At 55.6% G+C, this 21188-nt stretch carries 21 protein-coding genes; 9 read left to right on the plus strand and 12 right to left on the minus strand.

Features of this window, described 5'->3' with window-relative positions; all coding sequences use genetic code 11:
* The first annotated feature begins 60 nt into the window (after positions 1 to 60).
* Positions 61 to 399, plus strand: coding sequence for an SMR family transporter (locus tag P0119_16640; GenBank protein MDF0667681.1), 339 nt, complete (start codon positions 61 to 63; stop codon positions 397 to 399).
* Between the two features lie 56 nt (positions 400 to 455).
* Here P0119_16640 and P0119_16645 read toward each other — a convergent pair whose 3' ends face one another.
* Positions 456 to 1643: a DUF3443 domain-containing protein gene (locus tag P0119_16645; GenBank protein ID MDF0667682.1), complete on the minus strand. Its 1188-nt coding sequence runs from the start codon at positions 1641 to 1643 to the stop codon at positions 456 to 458.
* A 2-nt stretch (positions 1644 to 1645) separates the two neighbouring features.
* Positions 1646 to 2116: a DUF2844 domain-containing protein gene (locus P0119_16650; protein ID MDF0667683.1), complete on the minus strand. Its 471-nt coding sequence runs from the start codon at positions 2114 to 2116 to the stop codon at positions 1646 to 1648.
* A gap of 338 nt (positions 2117 to 2454) precedes the next feature.
* On the opposite strand from P0119_16650, the gene P0119_16655 reads away from it, so the two are divergent.
* Positions 2455 to 2865 carry a hypothetical protein gene (locus P0119_16655; GenBank protein ID MDF0667684.1) on the plus strand — a complete coding sequence of 137 codons (411 nt, stop codon included), beginning with the start codon at positions 2455 to 2457 and terminating at the stop codon, positions 2863 to 2865.
* Positions 2866 to 3085: 220 nt separating this feature from the next.
* Here the strand turns inward: P0119_16655 and P0119_16660 are convergent, their stop codons facing one another.
* The 6 genes from P0119_16660 to P0119_16685 all read right to left on the minus strand — a co-directional run bounded on the left by P0119_16660 (position 3086) and on the right by P0119_16685 (position 7685).
* Positions 3086 to 3391 (minus strand): YdhR family protein, encoded by a 306-nt coding sequence (locus tag P0119_16660; GenBank protein ID MDF0667685.1) that lies wholly within the window; start codon positions 3389 to 3391, stop codon positions 3086 to 3088.
* A 59-nt stretch (positions 3392 to 3450) separates the two neighbouring features.
* The gene (locus tag P0119_16665) at positions 3451 to 3762 is read right to left on the minus strand and encodes a helix-hairpin-helix domain-containing protein (GenBank protein MDF0667686.1); all 312 of its coding nucleotides are present in this window, start codon (positions 3760 to 3762) and stop codon (positions 3451 to 3453) included.
* A gap of 375 nt (positions 3763 to 4137) precedes the next feature.
* On the minus strand, positions 4138 to 4755 hold the full coding sequence (locus P0119_16670) for a HEAT repeat domain-containing protein (GenBank protein MDF0667687.1): 618 nt from the start codon (positions 4753 to 4755) through the stop codon (positions 4138 to 4140).
* A gap of 28 nt (positions 4756 to 4783) precedes the next feature.
* Positions 4784 to 6097 (minus strand): hypothetical protein, encoded by a 1314-nt coding sequence (locus P0119_16675; GenBank protein MDF0667688.1) that lies wholly within the window; start codon positions 6095 to 6097, stop codon positions 4784 to 4786.
* Between the two features lie 773 nt (positions 6098 to 6870).
* Entirely contained in the window at positions 6871 to 7155 is a 285-nt protein-coding gene (locus tag P0119_16680) for a DUF433 domain-containing protein (GenBank protein MDF0667689.1), read from the minus strand.
* 140 nt (positions 7156 to 7295) lie between these two features.
* Positions 7296 to 7685: a DUF3817 domain-containing protein gene (locus P0119_16685; protein ID MDF0667690.1), complete on the minus strand. Its 390-nt coding sequence runs from the start codon at positions 7683 to 7685 to the stop codon at positions 7296 to 7298.
* A gap of 127 nt (positions 7686 to 7812) precedes the next feature.
* Here P0119_16685 and P0119_16690 point away from each other — a divergent pair, with 127 nt between their 5' ends.
* Positions 7813 to 9108 (plus strand): hypothetical protein, encoded by a 1296-nt coding sequence (locus tag P0119_16690; protein ID MDF0667691.1) that lies wholly within the window; start codon positions 7813 to 7815, stop codon positions 9106 to 9108.
* 626 nt (positions 9109 to 9734) lie between these two features.
* Here P0119_16690 and P0119_16695 read toward each other — a convergent pair.
* A complete protein-coding gene (locus P0119_16695; protein MDF0667692.1) occupies positions 9735 to 10067 on the minus strand; it encodes a helix-turn-helix domain-containing protein in 333 nt (110 codons plus the stop codon).
* 225 nt (positions 10068 to 10292) lie between these two features.
* On the opposite strand from P0119_16695, the gene P0119_16700 reads away from it, so the two are divergent.
* The 3 genes from P0119_16700 to P0119_16710 all read left to right on the plus strand — a co-directional run bounded on the left by P0119_16700 (position 10293) and on the right by P0119_16710 (position 13166).
* On the plus strand, positions 10293 to 11159 hold the full coding sequence (locus tag P0119_16700; GenBank protein ID MDF0667693.1) for a pirin family protein: 867 nt from the start codon (positions 10293 to 10295) through the stop codon (positions 11157 to 11159).
* A gap of 463 nt (positions 11160 to 11622) precedes the next feature.
* Complete coding sequence (locus P0119_16705) at positions 11623 to 12207, plus strand: hemerythrin domain-containing protein (GenBank protein MDF0667694.1); 585 nt, start codon at positions 11623 to 11625, stop codon at positions 12205 to 12207.
* Positions 12208 to 12245: 38 nt separating this feature from the next.
* Positions 12246 to 13166 (plus strand): universal stress protein, encoded by a 921-nt coding sequence (locus P0119_16710; protein ID MDF0667695.1) that lies wholly within the window; start codon positions 12246 to 12248, stop codon positions 13164 to 13166.
* A 102-nt stretch (positions 13167 to 13268) separates the two neighbouring features.
* On the opposite strand, the gene P0119_16715 is transcribed toward P0119_16710, so the two are convergent.
* Positions 13269 to 14297, minus strand: coding sequence for a hypothetical protein (locus tag P0119_16715; GenBank protein MDF0667696.1), 1029 nt, complete (start codon positions 14295 to 14297; stop codon positions 13269 to 13271).
* 955 nt (positions 14298 to 15252) lie between these two features.
* On the opposite strand from P0119_16715, the gene P0119_16720 reads away from it, so the two are divergent.
* Positions 15253 to 17433, plus strand: coding sequence for a hypothetical protein (locus tag P0119_16720; GenBank protein MDF0667697.1), 2181 nt, complete (start codon positions 15253 to 15255; stop codon positions 17431 to 17433).
* 44 nt (positions 17434 to 17477) lie between these two features.
* Here P0119_16720 and P0119_16725 read toward each other — a convergent pair whose 3' ends face one another.
* Positions 17478 to 19226: a hypothetical protein gene (locus tag P0119_16725; protein MDF0667698.1), complete on the minus strand. Its 1749-nt coding sequence runs from the start codon at positions 19224 to 19226 to the stop codon at positions 17478 to 17480.
* Positions 19227 to 19611: 385 nt separating this feature from the next.
* On the minus strand, positions 19612 to 20586 hold the full coding sequence (locus P0119_16730; protein ID MDF0667699.1) for an endonuclease/exonuclease/phosphatase family protein: 975 nt from the start codon (positions 20584 to 20586) through the stop codon (positions 19612 to 19614).
* Positions 20587 to 20751: 165 nt separating this feature from the next.
* On the opposite strand from P0119_16730, the gene P0119_16735 reads away from it, so the two are divergent.
* Complete coding sequence (locus P0119_16735) at positions 20752 to 21018, plus strand: thioredoxin family protein (protein ID MDF0667700.1); 267 nt, start codon at positions 20752 to 20754, stop codon at positions 21016 to 21018.
* 6 nt (positions 21019 to 21024) lie between these two features.
* Positions 21025 to 21180 carry a hypothetical protein gene (locus P0119_16740; protein ID MDF0667701.1) on the plus strand — a complete coding sequence of 52 codons (156 nt, stop codon included), beginning with the start codon at positions 21025 to 21027 and terminating at the stop codon, positions 21178 to 21180.
* Positions 21181 to 21188: the final 8 nt, after the last annotated feature.

The raw sequence follows: 21188 nt of genomic DNA on the forward strand, positions 1-21188 counted from the left end.
AAGATCCGGAGCTTGTGCGGATCGCTTTAAACATCGTAAGGCAGCTCAATACTGAGAAACATGCAGACACAGTGGGTATTTCTCGCCGTGGCAATTGTCAGCGAAGTGATTGGAACATCCACGCTGAAGGCTTCGGAAGGATTTACACGCTTATGGCCTTCCGCTATCGTCGTCGCTGGCTATGCGTCAGCCTTCTATTTTCTTTCGCTCACGCTCAAAACCATTCCGGTTGGGGTCGCCTACGCCATCTGGTCAGGCGCAGGCATTGCCTTAATTGCGTTGATTGCCTGGGTTCTGTATGACCAAGTTCTGGATCTGCCGGCTATCATAGGCATGTCCCTCATCGTTGCCGGCATTGTTGTCCTCAATCTCTCTTCCAATATTGCCTCTCACTCATGAGCTAGCCCGGCTCATCTTCCCCCAGGACCTGGGCAAGTCAAGCGCATACCAGTCCATCAGAAGGCATACAATGGGCCAGTTCCGAGGGTTGAGGACTGTCCTTCGATCCCGACAAAAACGATACGCCCAAGAAAGAAAGGCAGTCCCCAGTCAAAGGTAGAAGATGAAGATGATGAGGGAGATGGTCCGCCCAAATTATTAAAGGCAGCGTTGCCGGTGTTCAAGAGATTAGTCGCATTAGCAACCTGAAAGGGGACGGTCGCTTGAGGAGCGTTGACGCCGAAAAGCGTGGCCGACAAGCTGGCAGTAACCAAGGGACAGTAAAAATCTTGCTCCGGCTTGAGGCAAAGCGGAAGAGTCGAATCAGGGAAAAAATAGCCATTAGAGCCGGTGTCAATAACGCTCTCCGGGAAGGATGTCCCATTGTAGATGGTAGTGAGGGATCCGTTTTGATCAGTCGAAAAGGTCGAGATGCCGGGCGGCGGGGAATTGTTCGACGCTGTACCGATCCCGAGAGTGACGGAACCGGAAAGTGCAGGAGCGCCCATCGCAGGCACGTTCGGCAGGGTCAGGATCACGCCGTTCTTATCGGATGGAAGCAGCCACACCGGGTTCTGCACTTGAGTCGACAGGGGCGCCGCGACGCTCCCGCATGTAGAAGCGGTACAGGAAAAATACCGATCATTGTTGTCGTTGATCTCGCAGGCAATGCCACAATCGTGCGTGAACAACCCGATACCGAGAATGCCGTTAAATCCTGCTGTGCTTGGATCGGAGTCGACCACACTGTCACATGGATTTTGGGAGGAGGACTGCCCGGCAAAGGTGGGGGCAATAATATGAATGGGCACGGTTACGGCTGGCTCGCCTCCCAGCACCACGTCAGCGAGTTGAACGGGGCCCCAAAGTGCGCTGCCATCGGCAAACTTCATGCACTCGCCGATGGGCTGTCCTGGTGACTGGACTTCTTGTTGTAGCGGGAATGAGAGCACCGAGCCAAAGATTCGAACCCCGAAGGACCCTGTATCAACCAAGATGTCGGAGATCGTTTGACAAGTGGATGTGCCTGGCTGACAGATGGTTACTTGAGTACATGGCTGATTGACATTCGTACAAACGCTTGAACCACCGACGGTGACCGCCAGAACATTCGGTGGCTGTGAACCGGCGCCTCCGTTTCCGCCTCCGCCAGAACCACAGGCGCTCACAAGCCATAGGCAGGCGATGATGACTGCACGAGACATCATTATTGAATGTCCTTCGGCAAAACCATAGCCGGTAAACGAGAAGGGATGAAGGCCCGCCCCCACATATTTCGCGCGTGTCCGCTTCGCTCAACGACCAAATTGGCGGTTTTCAACATCAGAGGCCTTCGGATTCGAGGTTTCTTATTCTGCAGCTCTGTGAGTGCATCCAAATACTCATCGAAATAGGCCCCGAGGAGGAGACGAAGATTCGGAACCCCGATCCCTCTCCACGCGACCGCAAAGACGGTACCGTCAGACGAGACATACTCCTTGACAGTCATCCCGACAACCGTGATGGTTTCAACGGAATACCCCTGAGCAAGTGTGCTGTGCACCTGTCCGCCCATGGCAGCGCGGTCCGTTTCAACGGATGCTTTGGTTTGACCTAGGACCGCCCAGACCGGTGTAATCGCGGTCAGATGGATCAGAATGGCCGCGAACGCGGTATGAACCCAGATCCCCATTCTCATTGTGTCTCGCTATGAGCTCCCGAAGAGTCAGCAATCCCCTCTATAATCAATAGCGAACAAGCGCAGTCGTCACTTCTGATGGCTCTGCCGACCAGGGTGAACTCGACTAGGGAACCATTCTACTCTCCATATCCCTAGTTTTTGCTGCTCTTGAATCCTGCCATATTGGGCTTGCTACCACGACAGAGAAAACAGGTGAGTTGGGAGCCTTCTTGTCCAACATAGGTTTTCAACATGCCACGGGTGTTGATCCCGCCTTATCAGATCGTCGACCGTGGACTAGCTTTGATTGTCTCATTCCAGGTACACTCCACAAATTCACAGAGGGAGATTACGTGATGCGCGCCTTCCTTCACGGCATGCTGTGTATGTACCTTGGGTTCGGACTGGTGTCGGCCGCGTCAGCCAGCGATGGTCTGCCCATTGGCAAGATTTTAAAGCGTCCTGCCGACTATCGGGCCAAGGTCGTGACGGTCGAAGGACGTGTAACGCGAGTGACCACCTTGCCGGTTCATCGTGGCACTCGAGACTGTGGAAGCGCCAACGTCTACGACAAACAAATGTTTGCGCTTCAGGATAAGTCGGGCACTATCGGAATCAGCACGACCGGCTCATGTCTGCCGAACATGACGAAGCTGGTCGTGCAGAACGAACATCTCCGCGTCCGTGGGGTAGTGATGGTCGATGGGAGCACTCCAGAGGGGAGTGCCGTGATCAACGCGCAATCGATCGACCGGGTGTCGCGATAGCACTGCTTCTTCTTCTTCACCAGCCCATGTTCAAGAAGACAGGCACCCGGCTTTGACGTTTGGACTCTCATCGTCTCTCCCGCTATGCTGCCTGCGCATGGCGTACCATCCGCGGGTGTTGGGTCTGCATGTGCCCTATCCGGTCATTCTCCGAGGAACCATCGACAGGTGACATTTCAAAAGCCGAGGCGGAGAGGCTGGTGACTTACGTAAGGGAGTTTTATTGGCGATGGTTTTCCACGAGCGTGGCTATTTGCACGAAGTCGATGCTCGGGCGTACTCCGTAGAGACCGGTTACTCTCTCGATGAGCTCACCGGTAAAGAATGCCTTGGCTGCCTCTTCGGAGTCCCAGACATAGAAGTTGGTCGCTTCATGGGCTTTGGGATTGAACGTGAAGGCTTTCGACCGCAGCCCTGGCATCCCCTCAAATAGTGCCCGCGCCGACTCGGCAATCTTCTGGATCTTCTGCACCGTTGTCTCATCAAAGTTCTCTCCGTAGCGAATAGTGACGAAGACCCCGATCATATCGCACTCCTTTCTTGTCGTTTAGCCGCGCGCGGTGGGCTGCCTATGAGTTCGTCGAGTTACTTCTGCTTGGCGATGATCTTGTATTTGATCTGCTCGTAGGTGGCGCGGGGCATGATCTTCTTCTGGACCAACTCGTCCTTCTTGGCGTACGGACGCCCCGTGATGATTTTTTCCGCGGTGACGTCACCGACACCTTTTAACGTCTTGAGTTGATCGGCGGTGGCGCTGTTAAGGTCGATCAGCTCCTCTTTATCGGCTGCATAAGCGACCGAGGCTTGCGGCAGGATCGGGAACAGGGGAGTCATCACGATCGATAGCATGAAGGCGAGTCCGAGAGCGCCTATCCGTTGTCCTCTTTGCGTTCGCATGGCAACCTCCTTGGTGGATTCGGCGGCTATCTAAGCCTGCCGTGGAATATCTTACTCCCACCAGAGTAAAACATCATGGCAAGGGTGAGAGCAAGCGGTAGCGAGACCACTTTCGCCGCGCGCCGGTAACTTTTCCTCGCACGGGAGTGAGGTGGCAGGCGTCCGAGGTCAGTTCCATTTTGCCACCAAGTACGCCCAGCAGTTTCTGGAGGTGCTAAAGGAAGGGAAATAGGCCCGACTTTCCAAGCGGGCGATGTGCGGCTGTTTCATCCCGCTGAGTCTTGCCAATGCCGTCTGACTCAACCCACGTCGTTCGCGTAAATTGGCCAGCTCCACTACACAATTTGCCGGCTTATATCTCAGCCAACTGATGACTCAGTTCATTTTGCCAGTCGGCATGCCACGGGATTTCGTGCCTTTCGGCGGCTGAGTCATGGCACCCGTGGGCATTTGCCCTCTGATCTTGGCGCTGCTCTTGTGAGTTCCCCGGGTCGGGGTTGAGCCACGCGCCTTCGTACCAGTTTTGTTAGTCATGACCATGTTCCTTTCGCGCTGGGATGTTTGAGCAGTCATTGCGCGCACAGCCACCTTCATACGCTGGCCGGCTCTTTTTGCCTTCGTCGCTACCCCGGGATCGGACAACCGTGTTGCCGCTCGAGTTGCGTGCTTGACCACGCCGACGTCCTTATCATCCAAAAGCTTGCTCACGACGCGCGCGGTTTGAGGGCTGTCAGGTAACATGGTTGCGGCATGCGCTGCGGCAACACGAATCAGCACCGCGCGTGATTTCGAGGCATCACCGATGATACCGATGCTGGCAGCGTCGCCCATCATGCCAGCGAGTGATATCGCCTTGGATGCCAGCGACACATCCGTGGACTCAGCAAGTTTGCGTAGATGCTGCAGGGCACCTGCAGTCTTCTCGACGAGTGTCATATAGTCTGGCTCGTCAACATCCAACATTGCCTTCAGTTCTGCATAGCTGATCGCCATCGTTGGTCTCCTTATGGGAACGGCCCGGTTACCCAAGGTTCTGGGTGAACGGACTGTTGTCCATCGTCTGCGCTTCGTTCGCAATCAGATCCGGCGGCGGATTGGTAATGTTGTTGGTACCGCCACCCATCATCAGTCGGTCGGTGGGTGTCACGTGGTTGAGGCCCAGCACATGGCCGACTTCATGGGCGAGCGTCCATTCGCTTGCGATCGAGGCCACCACTGCCGCCGGCCGGTTGGCGGGATGTGCAGCGCAGCCGTTAAAGCTTGGATTCGTCGAGCGCACAAAATACGCCACGACATCGTTAGTGCCGGCGCCTGCGCGGTTGGCCATCAGCGTGGTTTGCTCCGCGGTCACACTGCCCATGGTACAGGCTCCGACGTCCAGATCGTTCAGCAGCGGAAGGTTCAGGTTTTGATCACTCACGCGGTGCACGCGGATGCCAGACGTCGCATAGACGTCGATCATGTTGTCGACCATGTGATCGACGGAAAAACGGGTCGGCTGACTCAGCACTTTCACGTGCAAACGTACCGTGGGCAAACGCTGTGTCCACCACTTGTGCCACATCGCGTTGTCCATGCCACGCGCGAACACATCGATGCGTCCGAGACTCCATGACACCACGGCCGGCGTGTTATCGATGACCCCACCCAGCGATTCCCAGCCGCTCCAGCCACCGTCGAACCACTTGTGCCACAGCGCATTGTCGGATCCCTTGACGAAGATGTCGAGCCGTCCTGGCCCCCACGAACTGGCAGCAGGTCCCGCAGTAATCACACCGCCAAGCGACTCCCATCCGCTCCAGCTACCGTCGAACCACTTGTGCCATAAGGCGTTGTCCATGCCGCGCGCGAATACGTCGATGCGGCCGCGTTGCCAGGAAACGGCGCCAGGCTCATTGTCGATCACACCGCCGAGCGATTCCCAGCCGCTCCAGCGGCCGTCGAACCACTTGTGCCACAGCGCATTGTCCGAACCTTTCGCGAAGACATCGAGCCGGCCGGGGGCCCATGAACACACCGCTGGCCCGGCAGTGATCGTGCCGCCGAGCGACTCCCACCCGCTCCAACTGCCGTCGAACCACTTGTGCCATAAGGCGTTGTCCATGCCGCGTGCGAACACATCGATGCGTCCCGACGCCCATGATACCGCGCAAGGTGAGCCATCGATGACGCCACCGAGGGACTCCCAGCTGCTCCAGCCACCGTCGAACCACTTGTGCCACAGCGCATTGTCGGACCCCTTCACGAAAGTGTCGAGTCTCTCACCCGCCCACGAACTTACTGCTGGCCCGGCTGTGATAATGCCACCGAGGGATTCCCAGTTGCTCCACGCCATCGTATATCTCCTTAGTCAAACCGATCTCTGTATTTGTCGAACACCACGCAGAAAAAGTAAGTGGCCGCGGCAAGAATATGACTGCGGCATCTGCGGTGTACTCCTAATGGAACGATTTGTCAAACAGTGATGCGAGGGGTCTGGCCGCATCGCTTTTCCTGGAGCAGTCAGAAAATGACCATCACCTTTTAGTGGCCCGAGATCAGGTCGAGCGTGAGTCAGGTGAGTGATCGACTTATTTTGGAGCCTGAATGTGGAATTCACCGCGCGCACCGGGAGCCGTGTCGATCAGCCGACGACTGAGTAGCTCCGGAAGCGTAGTCAACTCCTGGAAAGGTGGAAAGAGAGAGGCTACGATGGCAAACGGTAGCATTATGGAACTGGCTCCATCGTTCCCGGAGGGGAGATCGAGTTGACGTGAGCGGAAAGAAGGCAGTTGAGTGGTTAGAGAAATCGAAGCGTGTTCGCTATTCCTTCGGCGGTAGTAGATTCATGGAGCGTGATCAGGCGTGTGAGTAGTGTGCCGATAGGTCGCACCGGCGTCACGACAATCCCTGCATGGGGCCGGCCCTCAGCCAGATAGGACCGGTGCAACGTCACAAAGTGACTGATGTTGTGTGTGACAAGTGCACGTCCTTGGGCCGCGGCTTCTTGCAGGACCACCGCATCTGTGGAGCCTTGCCGCTGGAGGTCATAGACGCTGTAGGCGTCAATACCTCGCTGTCGTAGTTGCGGCGCAAGCGCGGCATGGACGTTTTCATCCAGGTAGAAGATCAGCGGGATGGCGGCGTCTTCCCTTGCTGGTACGCCTGCGTCTCTCGCTGGATTTCCAGTTCGATTTCCGAGAGGTGATCATAGGCATAGCTGAGCGCATCGTGGATCTGCGCAGGGGTGAGGTTCGGATAGGCTTGCCGGATGGTCTCCACCGTATCTCCATCCTGCGTCCGCTGATAAACAAGACGGACTGGAATACGGGTACCTACAATGACGGGATCGCCTCCACAGACGGCGAGATCTTTGTGGACATAACAATGTTCAGTCTTCACCCCATGGGGCATTGCATGTTCCTTTAAGAATTGTGTTTATTATGCTCGTGCTAGGTTTCTAGCGCAAGCGCTTGACAGGTTTAGGGCAGCCACTCGGTGCGGTGAATGGAACTCGACCTCCCATGTGCAACTTTTGGCTACGTGGCGGTCGATCAGTTCGTGGCAACCTCTTTCTCGCGAAGGTATTTGTCGAACATGAATGGTCCAAACGGGAGAATGGAGGCAAGAAAGGCATAGAATGAGAAACTACTGTCCCATTGATATTTAGTCCGTAACTTGGCCAACTGGCCAACATAGAGTAAAAACAAGACTCCGTGAATCGCTCCCACAACCGTCACGACTTTTGGCATCCCCATCAAGTACTTCATCGGCATCGCCACGAACAGTAACAGGAGAAATGAACTGCCCTCGGCCAGGGCGGTCATTCTAAACGCTTGGATCGGGCTCACCTGCATCGATTTTCTTTCAAGCCCGTTGTAAAAAAATCTGTACGATACCTCTGGACGCGGTTTCTCCGGCATCCGAATCGCTGGCATTGTCATGAACGTCTGATCCTGTGTCAATGGGGCGTATTGAGTCATCTAAAATCTTACCGGGCCACCGATCGTTGCGTCATTTGTCAATCTTACCCTCCGGGGCCGCATGGTGCGGGCCCAGAGGAGGGGGCCGATGGAGGCAGAGCCGATGGCGCGACGGGCGAAGGGCGAGTATCTGCGAATCATGTGGCAGCGGTATCAACGAGCCAGTCGCTCGGAGCGCTCGGCGTTGCTCGACGAAGTGACGCGCGTGTGTGGGTATCATCGCAAATATGCGATCGGGGTGTTGCGCCAGCAGCGGCCGCCCCAGCCGCCGGTGCGCCGGGCGGGCCGACGGCGACCGACCTATGGCGAGCCAGTGATCCGCCTGCTTGCTGAGATCTGGCAAGCCGCCGGGTATCTCTGTGGCCAACGGTTGCAGGCCGCGATTCCGCACTGGCTGCCCTGGTTGAAACGGCGAACCACAGTCCCCCCGGCGCTGGAAGCCCAGCTTCGGCGAATCAGTGCCCGGCAGATCGACCGACGGCTAGGGGAACGGAAGCGCCGAATCAAGCGGCGGCTGTATGGGACGACGCGGCCAGGGTCCTTGTTGAAGCACCTGATTCCCATCAAAACGGAGCACTGGGACGTCAGCAAGCCGGGCTATCTGGAGATCGATCTGGTCTCGCATTCCGGCGCCTCGGCCGCCGGGGAGTTTCTGCACACGCTGGACGGGGTCGATATTCACACCACGTGGGTGGAGCGGCAGGCGGTGCGGGGCAAGAGTCGGCACGGGGTGGTGCAGGCCCTGACCATCATCGAGTCACAGCTCCCGTTCTCTCTGCGGGGCGTGGATTCCGACAACGGGAGCGAGTTTATCAACGACCATCTGCTGGCCTGGTGTCAGAAGCGGCCCACCGGTCGGCAGGTCCAGTTTACCCGCTCGCGGCCCTACAAGAAGGATGACAACGCGCATGTGGAGCAGAAGAACTGGACGCATGTGCGTAAGTTGGTCGGCTGGGAGCGGTACGAGAGTCGGGAAGCCTTGGCGGCGCTGAACGCCCTGTATGCGGACTTGCGGCTCTTTCAGAACCTCTTTCAGCCCTCCATGAAACTCGTGCGCAAGGAGCGCGTGGGCTCGCGACGGATTCGCCGCTATGATGCCCCACAGACGCCGTTCGAGCGGGTACGAGTGTGTCCAGCGGCAGATCCGGCGAAGGTCGCGGCCCTGCAGCGCGTGCTGGAGACCACGGATCCCTTCATCCTCTCCCAGCGCATTGATCAGCGCCTGGAACAGCTCTGGGCACTCGCCACACGGGCCAGTCGCACGCCGCGCGAGCCAGCGCCCCGGCCGCCGCAGCCTCGGGCGAGTACGCCGTGGCGTGGCTGGACCTTCAACCCCAATGTCCCGCGCCAGAACCAGACCCTACGCGGCACAGGACGCTCATAAGTGAGGCTACTCCGGCATGGACGCCAGGGCGATCGTTGATCCTGGGCCACATACAGCGGTCGATTTCCCAGACGGACCGCCCCAAAGATGCTCCTGTGTGCAAGGAGCGATGAGCCGCTCGGTAAGATTCACAAATGACCCAACGATCCCCCGGTAGGTAAGATTTTTAAATGGCTTGATAGGAGGGGTTTGTCCGGATTAGAGCCCTATATGTGTGAGGACTGGTGATAGAAATAGTCCAGCGGTCTCAACTCATTGAAACGACGACTGCTATGGCGTATTGTTCACGGACAAAAGTGGCATGATATACGCACCTGTCTCGGAAATTGAGCGTGAGGCCGTAGCAGCTCCATCGAGCACCCAAATGCCAAGAGGTTCGCGCCGTGAAGTTACCTTATCCCTCAGGTACGCGGTACTCAAGCGCGACAGATTTCGCTGTGTAAAGTGCGGTGCTTCACCCGCAACAAACCCTACCACGCAGCTCCATGTGGATCACGTCATTGCTTGGGCAAATGGAGGCGAGACTATCCTCAAAAATCTACAGTCTCTTTGTTCGGACTGCAATCTTGGAAAGTCTAATCGCCACGATGGCTAACCCTTCTTTGCCCCCAACCTAACCCACAAAGCTATTCGTTCGTCGAACGACGGATCTCGCCACCGTGCTGTAACGCCCATTCGTGCATAGCCGCGAGCACCGGCTCCAGCGACCGCCCGAGCGGCGTCAGCCTATACTCGACGCGAGGCGGGATCTCGCCGAAGTCCTCTCGTTCCACCAAGCCATCGGCTTCCATCTCCTTGAGTTGCTTGGCAAGCGTCCGATGCGTGATGCCGGACAGGTCACGTTGCAGCTGATTGAATCGCCGTTTGTCTTGGAGCAGCCAGAAAATGACCATCACTTTCCAACGGCCTGCGATGATGTCGAGCGTGATTTCCGTCGGACAACCGACCTGTTTGGTCATAACCAACCTACGTGTACTCCGAAACCTTGGCTAGGAGGATACCTTCGGCAAGGCGTCCCCGAAGAACCACCATGAACCACGGATGTCAAGCTGTGAGGTTCCACAGTATCCTTGAAGACCGTACTTGAGAAGTGTTTGTACCGTGCTTAGTATTTTACACAGGCGCGTCGGAGAATACTCTCACGACACGTCTTCGTTTCATGTGCAAAAATTGGAGGTGTCAAAATGAAGAAGATCGCACAGGTCATGCGCGCCAATGGTCGCCACTGGGTTGGCGATGGCTTCCCCGTCCGTTCACTCCTCTTTTACGGCGACGATGCGCAGTCTATCAGCCCGTTTCTTCTCTTTGATTATGCCGGACCCCACGCCTTTGAGCCGGCAGACAGGCCGCGCGGTGTTGGGGAGCACCCCCATCGCGGCTTTGAGACCGTCACCATCGTATACGACGGTGAGGTGTCACATCGTGACTCGACGGGCGCGGGCGGCACGATCGGCCCTGGCGATGTGCAGTGGATGACGGCCGCGGGCGGCATTATTCACGAGGAGTTTCATTCCCAGGCCTACACCAAGACCGGTGGTCCGTTCCGCATGGTCCAGTTGTGGGTGAATTTGCCGGCAAAGGACAAAATGTCACCCCCCGGCTACCAGTCGATCACCAACGCTGACATTCCGGTTGTTGATCTCGACCAGGGCGTGGGCCGTGTGCGCGTCATCGCGGGCAACTTTGCAGGCACGAGCGGTCCGGCGCGCACATTCAGCCCGGTGAATGTCTGGGATGTGCGGCTCAACGGAGACGCTGACGTCACCCTTGACCTGCCCGAAGGCCATACCGCGATGATTGCGGTACTGTCCGGTTATGTGACCGTCAATGGCAGCGAACGGGCAGGGGAGGCGGAGGTCGTCCGTTTCGAGCGCGATGGCTCGAAGGTCAGCATTCATGCTGATCGCGACAGCATCTTGCTGGTGTTGACGGGTGAACCGATCAAAGAGCCGGTTGTCGGCCAGGGCCCATTCGTCATGAACAGCGCGGCGGAAATCCGCCAAGCTATCGATGACTTTAACCGCGGCCGTTTCGGACAGGTCGCTCGCTGAATTGTGCCGCGTTGCCTGATAGGTGCCTCGACCGACGAATATGAGCCATTGATGGCCGAGAGGAAATAGTAGGGTCGGATTTAGCAGGCCGCGGAAAAACTTGATTTTTGTGCTTCGACGGGCTCAGCACGAACGGAAAAGCTCAGTAAATTCAATGGCCGCTCCGTTCGTCCCGAGGCTCTCGAAGGATGAACGGAGGGTTTTTCCGCAGCCTGCTAGAGCTGTGCACGGCCATTGTATCGAACGACGGGTCCTATGCACAGAACAGGATGTGGTCCTCCATCGGTGTATGCTTGTGTCAAAACTGAGTTGTGCGAATCGATTAGGCCTCGCATCGCTCATGTGACGCGAACGGTACGGTCTTTGCCGTCTCACGCTGATCTAGAGTAATCTGCGAAGCGTGGTGAGCGGAAGAAATTCGTTCGCGAGTCGAAAGCATCCCGAAGGAACCGAGAGGTGACAGATGAGCGAGGGTCAGCCAGAAGTGGGATCAATAAAAAGGTTTTTGACCGAGGATCACCGGCGTCTGGAGCAACTGCTCGATCGGGCTTGCCGGCAAGGAGGAGAGATCGACGCGGTCTCATACGAGGCATTCCGGGCAGGGCTGTTGCGCCATATCGGGATGGAGGAAAAAATTCTCTTTCCCGCGATTCAACGAGCACAGTTGGAGCAAGCCGATTCTGTCCTCGTGCCGCCACTCGGCTCCTTGCTCGCGCGATTGCGATTGGAGCACGGTGCGCTGGCGACATTGCTGATGCCTTCGCCGACACCGGCGATCCTAGCCACGATCCGCGGGATTCTCCAAAGCCATGACGAGATCGAAGAATCACCCGGTGGACCCTACGAGGGTGGGGACAATCTGTTGGGCAAGGAAGCCATCCAAATTCTTGCTGCCCTCCGTGCCGCCCCGACTGTCGGCGTGATGCCCCATTCCGATAGTCCCGCTGTGACTACGACTCTGCATCGTGTCCTGGCCAGGGCCGGGTACAGTCTTAGCGAGGTGCAGAGGGGGGAGGATCGCGAGGAGGCGCGATCGCCTGAACCGTAACGTCAGGTGCACAGGCCTGTGCAATGGAAGGGTGACCCATGGGAGATGAACAGCCCGTAATCAAGCGAATCCTCTTCGCGACGGATTTTTCCTCGTGCGCACATCATGCCGAAGAATATGTGGCGTTTCTCGCCAACGCCTATGAGGCTACAGTGACGATCCTGCACGTGTTGGAAATCTATGAGGGCACGTATGTCACGACCGTCCAGGATCCGAGCGAGACACACGAGCGATTGGACGAGATCGTTCGACGACTGGCGCAACCAGCGGGTCGCGTGAAGCATCAGCAGCGGGCCGGTATTCCGGATACAATCATTTGCGAAACGGCCCAGGAGGTCCGTGCAGACCTGATTGTGCTGGGCACGCATGGAAGAACCGGACTTCGACATGTTCTCCTGGGCAGTACGGCGGAACGAGTCCTGACCATGGCTCTCTGTCCCGTGTTGACGATCAGGAAACACGAGGAGGTAGAGGGACATGACGTAAAGAAACCGATTCAGTTCAAACAGATCGCCGTCCCGATTGATTTCTCCGACTGTTCGCTGGATGCCGTGGGATATGGTGTTCAGATTGCCAAGAAATTTGACGCGTCCCTGATACTCCTGCATAGTTTGGAGCCTCTCTCCTACGGGATCGATTTGACATTCGGGCACACAGCGGAACAGAACCGGCAACAGATTGTCACTCGACTCAAGCTCGTCGCGGACGAGGTTCAGTCGCAGGGGGTCTCGGTACGCACGGTGATTCGCGGCGGCCTGCCGGCCGATTCCATTCTCGACTTCATCGACAGCTCTGACTGCGATCTCGTTGTCATGGGAACGCACGGCCGTCGCGGGCTCTCCCATCTCGTGAAGGGCAGCGTGGCGGAAGCCGTGTTGCGCCGGGCCTCCTGTCCAGTTCTCGCAGCAAAGTATTTCACGCAGACTCGCAGCGGCCGGCTTTCGGTGGTGGCGTCGTAGAGCATGCAGAACGAGCTATGCGAATGTGTCGCGGCGGGGCAGAATATTTGAAGCATCCTCAAGAGAAGAGGTGAAGGGTGAACGGAAGCGGGTGGCGTATGGTTACCGGCCTCCATGGACGAGGATTTGGCGGTGGCTGTAGAGCAACAGAGCGCGCTGCTCTGCCTCATCCGCCTGGGCAAGTTGTCCCGTCTGTCGGTAGAGGTGGCGCAGCAGTGACAATGCCGCCGCTTCCGCAGCGGCATCACGCAGAGTTTGAGAGAGAATGAGCGCGCGTTTCGCTGCCTGGACAGCGTCGGTCAGCCCGACATCTTCCGCATAGAGATAAGCGAGCCGGAGTCGAAGCACGGCTCCGATCTGCCTGTCCCGCTCCTGTTCGGCAAGCTGGAGTCCCTCTTCGTAATACCGGCGCGCTTCGGTGGTTCGGTCCAACAGCCACGAGGCCGTGCCCAGCGCTACCACGGCGGCCAGTTCCTGCCTGCGGTCTCGGCGGGCGCCCGCTTGCTGCCGGGCCTGTTGGAGCGCCGACAGTCCTTGCTCGCTTGATCCGTCGCCCACTTGCAGCAGCCCCAATTGAATCACTGCCTCATTACGTCCAACCTGGTCTTTGGCGCGATCAAACAATGTGACGGCTCGACTGAGCGACGTCCGCGCCTCTTCCAGATATCCCAATCGAGCTGAGACACGCCCCGCCACCAAAAGAGCCTGTGCATGGGCGAGTCGATCGGAGGATCGAGCCAGAAGGGGAACGGCTTCCTGCAACGCAACGTCGGCATCTCGGAACTTGCCCTGGCGTTCGTAGACCCGAGCGATCTTCACCAATGCGGCGGCAATGCCTCGCGTCTGTTTCTTTTCGCGGAAGCTCGACAAGGCGAGTTGGTAGTACGTGAGCGTTTCAGGAAAGTGCTGTTGAAACTCGTGCGTCTCGCCGATTCGTAGCAGTTCCTCACCGCTGAGTGTGTGGCTCTCTGATACGAGCTGAGCCAAATCTAACCGTGTCAGAGACCAGTCAGCACTTGGCGAGAACGGAAGAAAAAAGGCCAGCAAGGCGGCCGGTCCAACGCCCGACGCGTACATGCCTGAAAGATGCGCCTGTTCGATGGAGAGGTCAAGCGCGCGCCGCCGTAGCAAGGAGTGTTGTCATGTTGTTTCGCGTTCTGCAGGCTGCCTCGCATGTAAAACCAAAAGCGGTAGGCTCCCACAGCAGAGTGAGGGTCGGACCTGGAATCATGCAATGGCAAAAGGATGTGGGTTTGGAACCTTTTTAGCGAGCGCTCCGGTCGGGTAGTCGGCTTATCTGTGGCCGGTCGATAGGGACAAACTCAATATCCGCCAACACACCGCGATGGTCCGATGGCCAGAGTGCGTCACCGTTCGGGAGGTGACCGGGCTCGTCAAATGCCAGACGGCTTGAACGAACGACCGGACGTCTATGGTTGCTCCCATCAAACAAGAAAATAAAATCGACGCGGCGATCGTATCAGAGTCCGTATCAGCGGTTAGGGAGAGATTGGTCCAGGCCGATGTTCAGGCGCTGAGCTTGAGCTTGTGGGTGGAAAACTGTCCTGTCCGAAGTTGGTCCGGCTTCTTGGCGACGACCGAGGTCGGTCTGACTGTCGCCGGATTTACCCTTCAATCAGCGTCGCGATCATAAGTTAGATTTTGAGAGATCATTAGTATTGCGTTGATTAGATTGAGAGGCTACAGTACTTCGCGGAAAATGATCTCTTCTTTCTCTTTAAGGATCTCGCTCGTTTGTGTTGTCTTTCTGTGCATTTCATCGTGTGCAGGGCACGGTCGGCAAGAGGCCCGCACAGAGGCCGTGTCTTGGAGCGAAGGCGGATCGAAAGCTTCCCGATGCGCCGCGCTGGGGCGATGGTACGAGGCAACATTGACCATTGCTGGACCAGACGCGTTCTCACCCCATATCCATATAGATCGGATGCAAACAATCACTGCGAGAGGCTTCGTTGATGATGTGTTTGTCCCTAGAATTGGCATAGCCTACAGCACCTTAACGAGTAGCCAACGCAAATCTCTTTCAGCAGACATCGGCTCGTGCGAATTGGGGCCGGTTGACTCCCTCATGCGCGAATACATTCAGGCGGCCTTTAGCAACAACCCAAAAACCTCAACTGAGCGAGATTGGCCAGCCGCAATCGCGGCAGCTCAGCGTATCGAATCCGATCGCGCATCTTTCCGAGGCGGTAAAAGCTTTGCTGCAACAGCGACGGCGTCTCTACCGGATACCTTCGTTCCTTATGCTCAAGCAACGACGAAAGCGCAGCGCTGTCAGGCGCTCCAACAGTGGTACGTAAGGGGAATCGCCCTTAGTGGACCCAACACGTTTGGCAAAATGGGCGTCTCTAGCAATGATGTCATGGCCAGTTTTGCGAGAGCGTTTACTGAGGATCTTTTCCCGATTTATTTTGGCGTCACATACAAAGAGATCCTTAAAACTCACGGTATGCAGGTCCAGGATGATGTTGTCACATGTGACACCCCCGCTGTTGGACAGTGGGCGAAGGTAGTGGCAGTGGCATTCCATGGAAACCGAAAGACACGTGCTTCGTGGACAAAGGTCATCGACGTCGAGCATGCAAAACTCGCTCGCATGCGTTGGGACGCAATTCCGGTACGCGCACAATTGGCAGAGGTAGCACCGCCACCAGACAAAGCTCCTGGACGGTTCGATGCTGGGAACCGAGATTATTCGCGTCTCGTTTACAGCGACGATCGTGTGACGGTTGGGGTTCGTGATCGTGTCTACCGGAAATGTGTGGAGAGTGTGAGTTATTCTGTTGGCATCGATCTTGGCCGTGCTGAACCGATCACCCCCGCCATCGCCCAAGGCGTCCTAGATAAAGTTTTGGTTCCCCTCGCACAGCAGGAATGCCCAGGAACCGACCTCATCATTTTCGCAACCTATTACCATCGAACGCTTTCCGTCACACCCAACGGAGAGGTGGTTCCCGCAGGCTCAGTCCAACTTACAGAGGAGGTTGAACTGGCAATGGCGACGTACGGACCGGCGCATCGAACAGAGAAACAAGCACCGGAGATAGCCTATGGGGGGATCAACCGAAATTGGCCTGAACTCGCGCGGCTGGATGGGATTGTCGACTATGCCAAACGGGGCATTCGTGATCCCGCCATGGCCAAACTCTATTCGCGACCTCGTACGGTACATTACGTCAACTACCAGTCTTCCGTAACGCCGTCTTACCTTGAGCACGTGACCCATGGGCGACTCATTCACCAAATCGCATCTCACGATTTCTTTAGCATTTATCGTGATGGATTCGAACCAGATCTCTCACGACCTGGACTCATCGGTGTGGGTAAGTTGTTTTCCGCCTTGACGGGAGGAAAGGACTTGAATCCCTTGACAGACGTTGCCGCGCCACGCAAACGTGGCTTTGTCTGGGCGATCAACGCTTATAGCGAGAATTGTCGAGATTCGCTGGGGAGCAATCCCGCAGTGTACAGACCTGGAGCGTATGAGTTTGTTGGTGAAACCGAAACGCAAAGTTTATTTGGGAAAATCGTGACGAAACATTATGAATGGAAGTGGTACGAGCCTGTCTATATGGATCCTGCATACTACGACACCTATGTCGAGATGTATGAAACCGGGAAGGCGATCCTTGTTCGAGAGATTATACGGTTGCGTGATGAGCTGAGTCTCGAAGAGCTTCTTGTTGGGGAAGCCGTACGACGCCCAATCGAGGTCGTCCTTGAGATGAAAGCAAACGCGGCTGCACACTTCCAGCACGGGGGATGTAATCGCGGCAAACAACTACTGCGCAACTGGGAGGAATTCATTCGCGGACCCGAGCCCCCTGTACGCGCTGATGAGCGCTATCCGATGGTGATTGAGCGCCTGGAAAATGATCCGGAGGACATCGTCTCCTATGGAGATGTTCCTGACACCGTCGCTCCGAGTTTTCCCTATACGGAGGGACGTCGGTTGATCGTGAACTATTACGGGAATCGTCGCGATGGGTTAAGGGGGTATATGGCCGGTCCTTTTAACCTCGCGTTCTTGGGTCGCGATACGACAGATGCGTTACTGAAGAAAGAAAGTGCTGAGATACTCAAGACGTTCAAAGTCGATGGGATTCGCATCCTCAATTGCCACTATCGCCAGGGCACCGCCAATTACTGGCTTCAAGGCTTTCCCGATCCCAGCGACCAGCAGCGAAGCGTAGTTGGGGTGAGTTTTCGTGGAACTGCATCGAGGTGCCCGGCTCACTGGCCTGGATAAGCGTGCCACGAAGCTCGGAGTGGCATCAATAGTCACGTGACTCGTCAGTTGCGCGACGGCACGTTCACCGGACAAGACGTTCGTGGTGCAAAGATAGTCTTTTTGGCAAAGGTTTGAACGGATTCAGGCGGAAGTGGTCCGTTGGCGTTCCAATATAAGAGGTTTTTAGCGGCTGCTGAGCTGACAAGGTATTCACAGTGGGCAATTGAATACTTCTTCTCTTGAAGAGCTTGCCGCACATAACTAGGTAGCATGATTGATGTGTATGAGCGGTCCGCAGTGAGATGCGTTAGACCAAATTTCTTAATACTTACGGATCTGAGTGCTTGCCGCTCAGCATTCTTATTTATCCAAATCCAAATATGTTCATCCTCCTCTGGTACAGGAAAATCCGGTGAAAATGTAGGGGGGACGTTTTCATAGAAACGTTCAATTTCAGCATTTCGTCCTGAGACCCCACCTATTTTCTCTATGTAGGGGTAGGTGCCATTGGCAGATGGTGGACGCTCCTTCGAATAGTCGTTGGTTACATATCGGGTCATATTGTCCATGAATCGAACTGTACCTGGCTTACCGCAGGACTCCCGAGGTAGCAGTTGAGACAAAGCACTTTTGGACTTTTCAATTTTTCTCACTAGTTCATTCATGGCATCCCTGAATGGCTTTGATTTAGCCCAGCCAGACTCAATTGGGTTGCGACGGTGGTTGATCTTTTGGTCTGGGTCAGTAAGCGCCGATATAAGCTTATCAAGGTAGTTGTCCTTAAAATTTTTATTACTGGCAAATTTAAAGGCGTTACGGTATTGAGGCTCCATAGTAATGATAAGTTTTTCCTTTACATAATGCTCCGTTACGATACCAGCAAGGAAATTTGTGTCAATGTGATCCAAACGCTCCCAAGTCTCCTCTACCGTGACGGCATTTCGAGATAAAAAATCGTGGCATAATTTGTCGTTGCGCATAATCATGCCCCTATACATCATGAGCGGGAGATCCTGAATATCTTCTCTTTCCAAAAGATCAAGGAAGTTCCCGTCATAGATCATCAGGAAAAGTCTTTTATGTTCATTGTCGATTCCAGAGAGGTTTAACTGCCCGTCACCAGTCCTGTTCATGGCGGCAAGCTTTTGTTCGGCGGCCTCCTCGGTAGCGCGTTTACGCGCATAAGCTTCATCTGCCCGTTTTTTCCATCTATCCTGAACCTCCTCATACTTGGCAATAGCTTGAGCCTGGCTCTCGGGCTCTGGGCGGGGTGTGCGCAAGTCTAGCAAGCTTTCATATCCGTACATAAAATACTTGTGATGGCCATAATAATCGATCCTTACTTCTGTCTGACTTAAGCTCCCGTCTTTGTCCTGCAAGTCGGGCACGCGCCTATTACCTCCCGGGATCTCCTGAACTTCTGTCGATTCTTTTAGTGACGGATAGTCAATTCGCACCCCTTTAATATAATTAAAAACAAGGATTGTTTTTAGCTGGTTGCACCGAGCCTTTACCAGCGGGAGGATTTCTCGTTCGAATCTTTCGGTATATGTGTCATCATTCACAAGGACGAAATCTTCGCCTACCTTAAAGACTTGCCTTAACCAAGCGTGGCTTCCCTCGAAACACCATCCCTTTTCGTAGTTTCTCGCATACAGTTCATAGAGGTCAGTTTCCAGAAGCTTCTCCCAGGTTCCAAGAGTCGGATTCACTGGGGACTGTTGCGGTGGCTGACTGATTGGTCGTTTTCTTTCCCATGGCCTTTCAGCGGTCTGCTGACCAGGGGAGGTTGCCGTGCCACGTTTGGTCATCTTGCAACCAGACATGCCGAACGCCAACAGCACTGATAGGATCGCAATACATCGCATGCTCAAGTATTACCCTTTCGATGTTTCTCAAGCTTAACAGATTGAAGTGAGCAGTTAAAATACTGCAGCATAAGTAACTGATGCTCTATTCCCGGGTAAGTTTTTTCAGGACTCCTTTACATGAATTCAGTATCCGAGATATTTCAACCGAGCCGTCAAGTTGCGGGAACTTTTTCGAGATAGCTACCAGGACTTGTTCAAAGACCAGCCCAAATCCATTGGGAGCAAAACAAAGCCGGGTCGGATCTTGAATCATACAGGGGCAACGGAATACGAGTTTGGAACAGATCTCTGGTCGCGTCTTGGTAGGTCCGCTTGCACCGACTTTCTATTGAGCGCTCCGGTCGGGTAGTCGGCTTATCTGTGGCCGGTCGATAGGGACAAACTCAATATCCGCCAACACACCGCGATGGTCCGATGGCCAGAGTGCGTCACCGTTCGGGAGGTGACCAGGCTCGTCAAATGCCAGACGGCTTGAGTGCACGATCGGACCCTTATCGGTACTTCCATCAAACAGGAAAATAAAATCCACGCGCCGATCGGTGGTGGGCCATTCAACGTAGATGTCCTGCCAAACGGTACCTCCCGATACGCCTGGATTCGCGACCCGGAAGACATCGATGAAACCGGGTTCTTTCTGCCATTCGGCAAGGACTGAAGATTGCTCTCCCGTATTCAAGTCGCCCATGAGGATGGCTCGTCCTGTTCCACGATGTTCACGGAACAACTCTCCGACTCGCTGGAGCTGGCATCCGTCCCCTTTCGAGGTATGGGCGGAAAACACCTGGACTGGTCCGTTGGACGTATTGAGCTCAGCCCGCAGAAGAATGCGAGGATCCAGTCGACGTTGGCAGCGAGGTAGGTCGTAGACCTCCGAGGCGACGATCGGATATCGGCTTAAAATGGCCGGTCCCTCTCTGAAGCCGATGGCTGCGGTGATCAGCCGATCCAAGGGGCTGATTCCGAAGATATGTTCCGTCGCAGGAGCGAACACCATCTGGTACCCAAGCGTCTCGGCGATCCGTTGCGGCACGTTGCCATGCTTCCGACTGTCTGACGCTTCTTGCAGCGCGATCACGTCAGGTTGCAACCGCCGCAGTTCCTGGATTGTCATGTCGAGCCGTTCAGTGAGATGAGTGCCGCTCTCGAAAAATCCAGACCATGGTCCATCGTGCAGCAGGTTGTAGGTCAAGACACGCAGTGCGGGCGAATCATTTTGGCCTTCTTCAGCGTGAGCTGCCGGATTGCAGAGCAGCAGCATGGCGGCCAGCCACGGGAGCGTATACGAGATGGGATTTATCATGGGCGACATCCATACCATACGCCTCCCTTCCAAACCTTTCCAGCTTGAAAATAGCGACGCGACTCGGCGATTGGAGCTGCTCTTGGCACCGTCCTTGCGCGGGCTTTTTACACGGTGCTAAGATCCGAACATCACAAACATGGGGAAGCTGTTTCGGGGAACACCATGCCGAACATCACGTTACTTGTGTCGCCCAGTTGTGGAGCCTGTCCCTCCGCCAAGAGCCTGTGGAAGCAGCTGAGGGTTAAATACAGCTTCTCCTATCGGGAAGTTGATATTACGACGAAAGACGGTCAGGAACTGGCTGACCGCCATTCTGTCAGAGCGGTTCCTGCAACGATTATCGATGGACGATTGACCTTCGTCGGGGTGCCGAGCCGCGAGAGTGCCGAGAAGGCCATTCAATTGAAGATCAAACAGCGGGAAGGCTAACAAGTCATGGACGAGGACGATATCGAGCTACCCGATCTTCCACTTCTTGACAAGGGTCCTCCACCCGACTGTCCAATCTGCGGCGATCCCATGTCTTTTATCGACGGCGATTGGGCTTGTGTGGACTGCAACGGAGAGCTCTTGGGACCGGAGACGGGGTAGCGTACAAT

Source organism: Nitrospira sp. (assembly GCA_029194665.1).
Lineage (GTDB): Bacteria > Nitrospirota > Nitrospiria > Nitrospirales > Nitrospiraceae > Nitrospira_D.

Excerpts from the sequence above, each read along its gene's own strand:
- P0119_16655 (MDF0667684.1), top strand. The coding sequence starts at position 2,455 with ATGCGCGCCTTCCTTCACGGCATGCTGTGTATGTACCTTGGGTTCGGA.
- P0119_16720 (MDF0667697.1), top strand. The coding sequence starts at position 15,253 with ATGCGCGAATACATTCAGGCGGCCTTTAGCAACAACCCAAAAACCTCA.
- P0119_16735 (MDF0667700.1), top strand. The coding sequence starts at position 20,752 with ATGCCGAACATCACGTTACTTGTGTCGCCCAGTTGTGGAGCCTGTCCC.
- P0119_16700 (MDF0667693.1), top strand. The coding sequence starts at position 10,293 with ATGAAGAAGATCGCACAGGTCATGCGCGCCAATGGTCGCCACTGGGTT.
- P0119_16650 (MDF0667683.1), bottom strand. The coding sequence starts at position 2,116 with ATGAGAATGGGGATCTGGGTTCATACCGCGTTCGCGGCCATTCTGATC.
- P0119_16695 (MDF0667692.1), bottom strand. The coding sequence starts at position 10,067 with ATGACCAAACAGGTCGGTTGTCCGACGGAAATCACGCTCGACATCATC.
- P0119_16660 (MDF0667685.1), bottom strand. The coding sequence starts at position 3,391 with ATGATCGGGGTCTTCGTCACTATTCGCTACGGAGAGAACTTTGATGAG.
- P0119_16640 (MDF0667681.1), top strand. The coding sequence starts at position 61 with ATGCAGACACAGTGGGTATTTCTCGCCGTGGCAATTGTCAGCGAAGTG.
- P0119_16740 (MDF0667701.1), top strand. The coding sequence starts at position 21,025 with ATGGACGAGGACGATATCGAGCTACCCGATCTTCCACTTCTTGACAAG.
- P0119_16670 (MDF0667687.1), bottom strand. The coding sequence starts at position 4,755 with ATGGCGATCAGCTATGCAGAACTGAAGGCAATGTTGGATGTTGACGAG.
- P0119_16685 (MDF0667690.1), bottom strand. The coding sequence starts at position 7,685 with ATGACAATGCCAGCGATTCGGATGCCGGAGAAACCGCGTCCAGAGGTA.
- P0119_16690 (MDF0667691.1), top strand. The coding sequence starts at position 7,813 with ATGGAGGCAGAGCCGATGGCGCGACGGGCGAAGGGCGAGTATCTGCGA.
- P0119_16725 (MDF0667698.1), bottom strand. The coding sequence starts at position 19,226 with ATGACCAAACGTGGCACGGCAACCTCCCCTGGTCAGCAGACCGCTGAA.
- P0119_16730 (MDF0667699.1), bottom strand. The coding sequence starts at position 20,586 with ATGATAAATCCCATCTCGTATACGCTCCCGTGGCTGGCCGCCATGCTG.
- P0119_16675 (MDF0667688.1), bottom strand. The coding sequence starts at position 6,097 with ATGGCGTGGAGCAACTGGGAATCCCTCGGTGGCATTATCACAGCCGGG.
- P0119_16680 (MDF0667689.1), bottom strand. The coding sequence starts at position 7,155 with ATGCCCCATGGGGTGAAGACTGAACATTGTTATGTCCACAAAGATCTC.
- P0119_16710 (MDF0667695.1), top strand. The coding sequence starts at position 12,246 with ATGGGAGATGAACAGCCCGTAATCAAGCGAATCCTCTTCGCGACGGAT.
- P0119_16645 (MDF0667682.1), bottom strand. The coding sequence starts at position 1,643 with ATGTCTCGTGCAGTCATCATCGCCTGCCTATGGCTTGTGAGCGCCTGT.
- P0119_16705 (MDF0667694.1), top strand. The coding sequence starts at position 11,623 with ATGAGCGAGGGTCAGCCAGAAGTGGGATCAATAAAAAGGTTTTTGACC.
- P0119_16665 (MDF0667686.1), bottom strand. The coding sequence starts at position 3,762 with ATGCGAACGCAAAGAGGACAACGGATAGGCGCTCTCGGACTCGCCTTC.